The sequence below is a fragment of the Variovorax raffinosi genome (genome assembly GCF_051216615.1).
Lineage (GTDB): Bacteria > Pseudomonadota > Gammaproteobacteria > Burkholderiales > Burkholderiaceae_C > Variovorax.
The window spans coordinates 1-6,212 of sequence record NZ_JBPJZR010000031.1; the positions used below are offsets into that span (position 1 = coordinate 1).

At 61.8% G+C, this 6,212-nt stretch carries 4 protein-coding genes and 3 pseudogenes; 5 read left to right on the forward strand and 2 right to left on the reverse strand.

Annotated elements, in window-relative coordinates:
• Positions 1-287: 287 nt before the first annotated feature.
• The 5 genes and pseudogenes from ACSFB7_RS37625 to ACSFB7_RS37645 all read left to right on the forward strand — a co-directional run.
• Positions 288-1,280 carry a tripartite tricarboxylate transporter substrate binding protein gene (locus ACSFB7_RS37625; RefSeq protein ID WP_435477423.1) on the forward strand — a complete coding sequence of 331 codons (993 nt, stop codon included), beginning with the start codon at positions 288-290 and terminating at the stop codon, positions 1,278-1,280.
• A 17-nt stretch (positions 1,281-1,297) separates the two neighbouring features.
• Entirely contained in the window at positions 1,298-2,404 is a 1,107-nt protein-coding gene (locus tag ACSFB7_RS37630) for a TauD/TfdA family dioxygenase (protein ID WP_435477424.1), read from the forward strand.
• Between the two features lie 17 nt (positions 2,405-2,421).
• Entirely contained in the window at positions 2,422-3,357 is a 936-nt protein-coding gene (locus ACSFB7_RS37635) for a LysR substrate-binding domain-containing protein (RefSeq protein ID WP_435477425.1), read from the forward strand.
• A gap of 10 nt (positions 3,358-3,367) precedes the next feature.
• Entirely contained in the window at positions 3,368-4,357 is a 990-nt protein-coding gene (locus tag ACSFB7_RS37640; RefSeq protein ID WP_435477426.1) for a Bug family tripartite tricarboxylate transporter substrate binding protein, read from the forward strand.
• Between the two features lie 571 nt (positions 4,358-4,928).
• Positions 4,929-5,201: pseudogene (locus tag ACSFB7_RS37645) on the forward strand (bifunctional methylenetetrahydrofolate dehydrogenase/methenyltetrahydrofolate cyclohydrolase); the annotation flags it as partial.
• A 147-nt stretch (positions 5,202-5,348) separates the two neighbouring features.
• Here the strand turns inward: ACSFB7_RS37645 and ACSFB7_RS37650 are convergent.
• Both ACSFB7_RS37650 and ACSFB7_RS37655 read right to left on the reverse strand, forming a co-directional pair.
• A pseudogene (locus tag ACSFB7_RS37650) lies at positions 5,349-5,756 on the reverse strand (ATP-binding protein); the annotation flags it as partial.
• A gap of 143 nt (positions 5,757-5,899) precedes the next feature.
• Positions 5,900-6,096: pseudogene (locus ACSFB7_RS37655) on the reverse strand (IS21 family transposase); the annotation flags it as partial.
• Positions 6,097-6,212: the final 116 nt, after the last annotated feature.

Sequence of the window (6,212 nt, forward strand, 5' to 3'; positions counted from 1 at the left end):
TGACGCACGCGCCGTTGGCGGCCATGACCTCGGCATAGCCCAGGCCAATCCCGCTCGCGGCTCCGGTGATCGCGACGACGCTGCCGCTCACATCGAAAAGTCTCTCTGTTTTCATGCACATATTTTGGGTTATTATTTATTGATATGTCAATGTATGGTTAACCCCTTGTGCCCAACGGCAGCCAGGGCGGAGCCATAACCCACGGTTATTCGATGGCCAACAACTGTTCATTTGCTACCGAAGAAGGCGGCTTCCATAATCGTGTCGCGCCCCTATCGACCGAGACATGAATTTCAGAAGAAAAATTTTGCGCCGCACATTCAACGCCTGCTCTCTTCTTCCATTGCTTGCTTTGCTGCTGTGCGGTACGACAAACGCGCAGGAAGCGTGGCCATCGCGGCCCGTCCGACTGATCGTGCCGTTCGCGTCAGGTGGTGCGACTGATTCGCTGGCACGACTGCTCGCGCAGCGCATGGCGGTCGTGTGGAAACAGCCGGTGATCGTGGACAACAAGCCTGGTGCGGGTACTGTGCTGGGTACCGAAGCGATTGCACGTTCGCAGCCCGACGGCTACAGCTTCGGCGTCGTGGTCTCTGCCCACTCGATCAACCCGAGCCTTCGCCCGAAGCTGCCATACGACACCCTCAAAGACCTCGCTGGCGTTACGCAACTTGGTGTGCAGCATATGGTGATCGCGGCAAATCCGTCCTTCCCGGCCAACAATATCGCCGTGCTCATTGCACTGGCAAAAAAGAAACCCGGCACTATCAGCTACGCGAGCGCCGGCAGCGGAACTGCCATGCATCTGGGCATGGAGCTGCTCAAAACCCGTGCCGGCATCGACATCTTGCATGTGCCCTACAAGGGAGGAGCACCCGCGCAGCAGGAAGTGATCGGTGGCCAAGTGCCGCTGTTGCTTGACATCTATCACAGCAGTGCGCCGTTCATCAAAAGCGGCAGGATGAAAGCGATCGCGCTGCTGAGCCCTCATCGAGTGGACGCGATTCCCGGCGTGCCAACCGTAACTGAGACGGTGCACGGTGTGAGCGCGCTCAGCACACTGGGCGTAGTAGTGCCTGTGGCCACGTCGCGCACGGTCGTCGCCAAAGCCAGTGCCGATATGGGCGCTGTGATCCGCTCGGCAGAGTTTGTCCAGTTGCTGCGGAGCATGGGTGTGGAAGCCGTGGCATCGAGCCCCGAAGAGTTCGATGCGCTGGTGCGGGCCGACATTGCCAAATGGGAACCCGTGGTCAAGACCTCGGGCGCCGTTGCCGACTGACTATCAACACCTTCACCATGACAGAAATCCTTTCCCATCAGTCCCAATCTTTTGCTTGGAAGGCCGACTCGTTCAAGGGGGCTGGCGACTACACGGTCAAGCTGAATGAGAGACATCGCTCCGAACTGCTGGCGGCCGTGGGTGCCTTGCCAGACCTCAAGGCGCCCGAGTTCAGCACGGCGGCCCAATTCGCAATGCCGACGCTGACACCCCTGCTGCGCCGGGCCTACGAGGATATACGTGCGGGCCGCGGTTTTGTTGTGTTGCGCGGCCTGCCGATCGAACAGGTAGACGTGCAGCAGTTCATCGCTGCGATGTGGGGCGTGGGTACGCACTTTGGGGATTCGTTGTCGCAGAACACTAGCGGCGACCGCATCGGTCATGTAATAGATGCTAGCGCCGAGGATGCAACGCCGCGCATGTACCGCAGCAACCTTGAGCTTCGCCCGCACAACGACATCACGGCGATGATCTCGCTGGCCTGCTGGCACCGTTCGCAGACGGGCGGCGCATCAGTCATCGTCAGCGCGGTGACGGTGCATGACGAAATGGCCCGTTTGCACCCTTCCATGCTCGCCCCACTGTATCGAGGCTTCCACTATCACCAGGTGGGTGAGGAGGCGCCGGGCGAGCCTCCCGTAACACGGCACCGCGTCCCGCTTTTTGCCGTGCGCAACGGGCAGCTGAGCTCGCGCTATCTGCGCTCCAATCTGGTGGCCGGCCATCGTGCGCTGGACATGCCGCTGAGCGACGAAGAGATCGGTGCGCTCAATGGCTTCGACGCGATCGCCACTGCGCCCGAGAACCGGCTCGCTTTCTTTCTCGAGCGTGGCGACATGATCGTGATCAATAACTACACGGTGATGCACGCACGGACCTCGTTCACCAACTTTCCTGAACCTGAACGCAAGCGTCATTTAGTACGGCTGTGGCTGGACACGCCGGGCTTTCGGGACGTGCCGCCTGAATACTTTTTCCACGAAGCCAATGGAGTGCCGCGTCGCGAGGGCAAAAGCGCCACGCTCAATTTCCGCAAGCTGTATGCCGAAGATCCGGTGGCCAGCGGCGGCGTTGCCGACCTCAAGGTGACGGATGAGATGGCTGCTCGCAACGGCTGGCGTTGAGCCGCCCTGGAGACGCGGTGAACCTGCGAGAGATGGAAGTATTTCGAGCCGTGATGCTGTGCGGCACGGTCAAAGGCGCAGGCGCCCTGATGAACGTCTCGCAGCCTGCTGCGAGCAAACTGCTGGCGCAAGCGGAGCGGCATGCCGGGCTGCGATTGTTCGAGCGCGTACGAGGGCGTCTGGTACCCACACAGGAGGCGCACCAGCTCTACCCAGAGATCGAGGCGGTCTGGAAAAGCATGGAGAAGGCGCGCTCAGTTTCGCGCGAGCTAGCCGCCCCGCGTGGCGGCAGCCTGCGCATCGCGAGCACTGCACGTTTCTGCACATACATGCTGCCACAGGCAGCCACTGCGCTGTACGCAAACTTTCCCGATCTCAGAATACACGTCGACATGGTCATGCCGCACCTGGTGAGCGATGCCGTGGCGCGTGGTGCCTGCGATCTGGGCATCGCGATGCTGCCACCTGAACACCCTGATATCGAGACGTTGCATACGCTGCATTGCGGCCTTGTCTGCGTGCTGCCCGAGCAGCATCCATTGGCGGCCAGACGCGTGATCCGCGCAGCCGACCTTCGCGGCGAACGCTTGATCGCGATCTCCCAGGCGCCGCCGTTTGGCCATCTGCTCGAGCAGTTGTATGGCGATCTTTTCGGTGAGATGCGCATCGACGTTGAGGTGACCTCGGGCCCGGTCGCCTGCTGGTTCGCGCAGGCTGGGGCCGGCATCGCCGTGCTGGACGCTCCTACGGTTGCGGGCGAGGTTTTCAAGGGCGTCGTTACCCGCCCGTTCGCGCCCAGCCCACGCATTCCCGTGCTGGTGCTTCGCGGGCGCAACCGACCCCTCACACCAGCCGCGCGTGCCTTCTGCGACGCATTCCAAATCCAGTGGCGCCGGCATGTAGAGCGGTCCCCACAACTAAATCCACCAAGTGCAACACCCGATAGTCAATGAGGAGACACACATGACATTCAATCCCACCCGCCGCGCCATCACAGGCCTCGCGTTGACCTCGCTCGCGCTCACCGTGCGGAATGCCTGGGCCCAGGCATTCCCGAAAACGGGCAAGCCCGTGCGAATCATCGTCGGCTTCGCGGCCGGTGGCCCGACCGACGTCCAGGCCCGCGTGCTTGCGCAGGAGATGGCCAAGGTGCTGGGTAGCCCGGTCATCGTGGAGAACCGGCCGGGTGCGAGTGGCACCATCGGCGCCATGGAAGTCGCACGCGCCGAGCCGGACGGCCACACGCTGATGTATATCTCAGACGGTGTGCTGACGCAGATCCCGCACACGCTCAAAGCGGTGCCTTACGACCCGTTGCGCGATTTCACGCCGGTGGCGCAGACGACGGCCGGCGGTGTGGTGCTCGTCATGCACCCCTCGATGCCTGCCGCGAATGTGCAGGAGTTCATCGCCTACGGCAAAGCGAACCCCGGCAAGCTGGCGTACGCGTCGTTCGGCACTGGCACCATCTCGCACATCTACGGCGAGGTGCTTCGGCAGAACACCGGCATCGACATCGTGCATATTCCTTACAAGGGCAGTGCCGACGCGCTGAAGGACCTGCTGGTCGGACGCGTGCAGATCATGTTCGACTCTCCGTCTACTGCGGCCCAATACGCCAAGGACGGTCGGCTCAAGATCCTGGGCAGCGCCGGTGAGCGCCGCCGCAGCCTTATGCCTGACACGCCGACGCTGCTCGAGTTGGGGTTGCCAGGCTTCGAAATCCGCGGTTGGAACGGCATATTCGGTCCGGCCCACTTGCCCGAGCCAGTGCTCGCCACGCTCTACGCCGCGGTATCCACTGCTTCGCGCGGCAAACCTTTCCGCGACGCGCTCGTGAGCATGACATTCGATCCGGTGGATGAAACGCCTGCGCAGTTCGAGAAGGTGGTTAAGCGTGACTATGACCGCTGGGGCGTGTACGTGAAACGGGCGAACATCAAGCCGGATTGATACGGCGACGCGAGTGCGAGCTAGCGCAGTCGCCCGCGGCGTAATCGCAGGATGTCAAGCTGGAGCAGCCTCTCTCACACGAGGGATCTCTCGGCCGTGTTGAAACCGGCGAACGCCACATCTCGGCGGGTGTTGAATGCCAGGCGCTGTACACGCCCCCCTGCGTTTTCGAAGCAATGGGCGCGCGAACTTGATGTCCAACAATGGCTGCGCCTGCATGGGTATGCAGTACAAGGCGATGCTGAACTGGCTGGCGTCCCCAGTGCGTTGCGGGCACTGGCGTCCACCGACATCGAGTGCAGCTGCTGCAGCGTAAGCGCGCGGTGAAGTCATCTTGATTGCCTGAGAGTCGGCAGGCATCGTGTCCATATTGCCCTACATGGGCACATATTCACCCAGCCAAAGATGTTGATGGTTTTCATCCGGTAAATGTGGGCGCACTTGCCAGTGGAATGCCCGGCCTGGTCCCCTGTACACCCGCCGGCTGCCTGGAGCTTATCAAGTCTGAGATTCAGGACTTGGATGGGCTGAACACCCTCGATATGGGAGATCAAAAATTGTCGGCAAGCCAATGGCACAGATTTTATTGCAACATAACCGCACCGTCACTATTGCGCACTCTCGAACACGAGATCTTGCGCGCTTGTGCGGTGAAGCGGATATTGTTGTTGCCGCAGTAGGTCGACCGCGCTTTGTCCAGGGTGTGTGGTTGAAGCCGGGTGCAGTGGTGCTTGATGACGGGATCAACCGCATTACTGATGCAGATGGCCGAGGTCGACTTGTAGGAGATGTGGACTTCGATTCGGCTAGCCAGCAAGTTGGTGCCATAACTCCCGTTACGGGAGGCGTGGGCCCGATGACGATCGCAATGCTGCTCAAAAACACGCTTGCAGCAACCCATGCGCGCCAGTGCTCGATCGGCAGCTGGCTGGTTGATGATGGTGGCCTTGCTGGCTGCGCGGTCGTTGATTATCTCCAACAGATCGCTGCGGGCTTGAACGTCGAGCGCGGCCATGCCCCAATCGTCGAGCAGCAGCACGTCGGTCTTGGCCAGTTGGATCAGCCATTTGCCGAAGGTCCCGTTGCCGTGGCGGATGCGCAGTTCCTCGCCCAGCCGCAGCATGCGCTGGCAGTAGGCGGAGCGACCGCGCCGGCACGCGTACTGCGCCAGCGCGCATGGAAGCCACGACTTGCCGGCCCCCGTCGGTCCCGCGATCAGCACGCTGTGGCCCGAATCGATCCACTCGCTCAGCGCCAGGCTCATCACGGCCTTGCGATCAATGCCGCGACCGGCACGAGCATCGATGTCCTCGATGGCCGCCTGCGGGTACTTCAGGCGCGCCTCCTTCAAGAGTCGCTCGCGTCGCTTGCCGCCGCGCCAGTGCACTTCGCGCTCCACCAGCAAGGCTGTGCGTTACTCGAAGCTCATGGCCGTCATGCCGGCGCTGGTGAGCTGGTCTTGCAGTCCCGCCGCCATGCCCAGCAACTTCAGGCTACGCAGTTGATCCAGGGGCGTGTTCATCATCATTGGAATTACTTTGGCATGAGGGTCATGCCCTTGCGCCTCAGCTCCTGGTGCACGCGGCCGTAGTCGGGCAGCACGAAGTGCGAGGGCGGTCCAGCCGGCCTTGCACGACGCGACGCTCCAGTGCCGTGTCGCTGAGCGTTTGAATGGTGGGCCAGTCCAGGCCCGCGACGCTGGCAAGGCCGACGTACTTGGCCACGACGCCCTTGGAGAGTAAGCGCACGGTGAAGTCATCTTGATTGCCTGAGAGTCGGCAGGCATCGTGTCCGCGATGAATGATGTGGACGCAATAGATGGTGTGGTTAAGCGGGCGACCCGTCGCAAGCACAG

Coding starts and splice junctions, on each gene's coding strand:
- ACSFB7_RS37640 (WP_435477426.1), top strand. CDS start 3,368: ATGACATTCAATCCCACCCGCCGCGCCATCACAGGCCTCGCGTTGACC.
- ACSFB7_RS37625 (WP_435477423.1), top strand. CDS start 288: ATGAATTTCAGAAGAAAAATTTTGCGCCGCACATTCAACGCCTGCTCT.
- ACSFB7_RS37630 (WP_435477424.1), top strand. CDS start 1,298: ATGACAGAAATCCTTTCCCATCAGTCCCAATCTTTTGCTTGGAAGGCC.